This is a genomic window from Actinoplanes subtropicus (assembly GCF_000721705.1).
Classification (GTDB): domain Bacteria; phylum Actinomycetota; class Actinomycetes; order Mycobacteriales; family Micromonosporaceae; genus Actinoplanes; species Actinoplanes subtropicus.
In genome coordinates, this window is the sequence record NZ_JOJL01000172.1 from 1 (window position 1) to 293 (window position 293).

General features: G+C 68.6%; 1 pseudogene. It reads left to right on the forward strand.

Annotated elements, in window-relative coordinates:
• A pseudogene (locus tag IH26_RS61855) lies at positions 1-293 on the forward strand (sugar ABC transporter ATP-binding protein); the annotation flags it as partial.

Below are 293 nucleotides of genomic sequence, written 5' to 3' on the forward strand. Positions count from 1 at the left end.
CATCCCGGACGAGGGCCAGATCTTCCTGGACGGCAAGCAGGTCCATTTCCGTACGCCGATGGACGCGCGCGCGGCCGGTATCGAGACGGTGTACCAGACGCTGGCGGTGGCCCCCGGGCTGGACATCGCCGACAACCTGTTCCTGGGCCGGGAGGAGCGCAAGCCGGGGGTGCTCGGCTCGGTGTTCCGGATGTTGGACCGGGGCAAGATGCGCTCCGAGGCCAAGCGGCACATGAGCGATCTGGGTGTGGGCACGCTGCAGAACATCGGGCAGGCGGTGGAGTCGCTGTCCG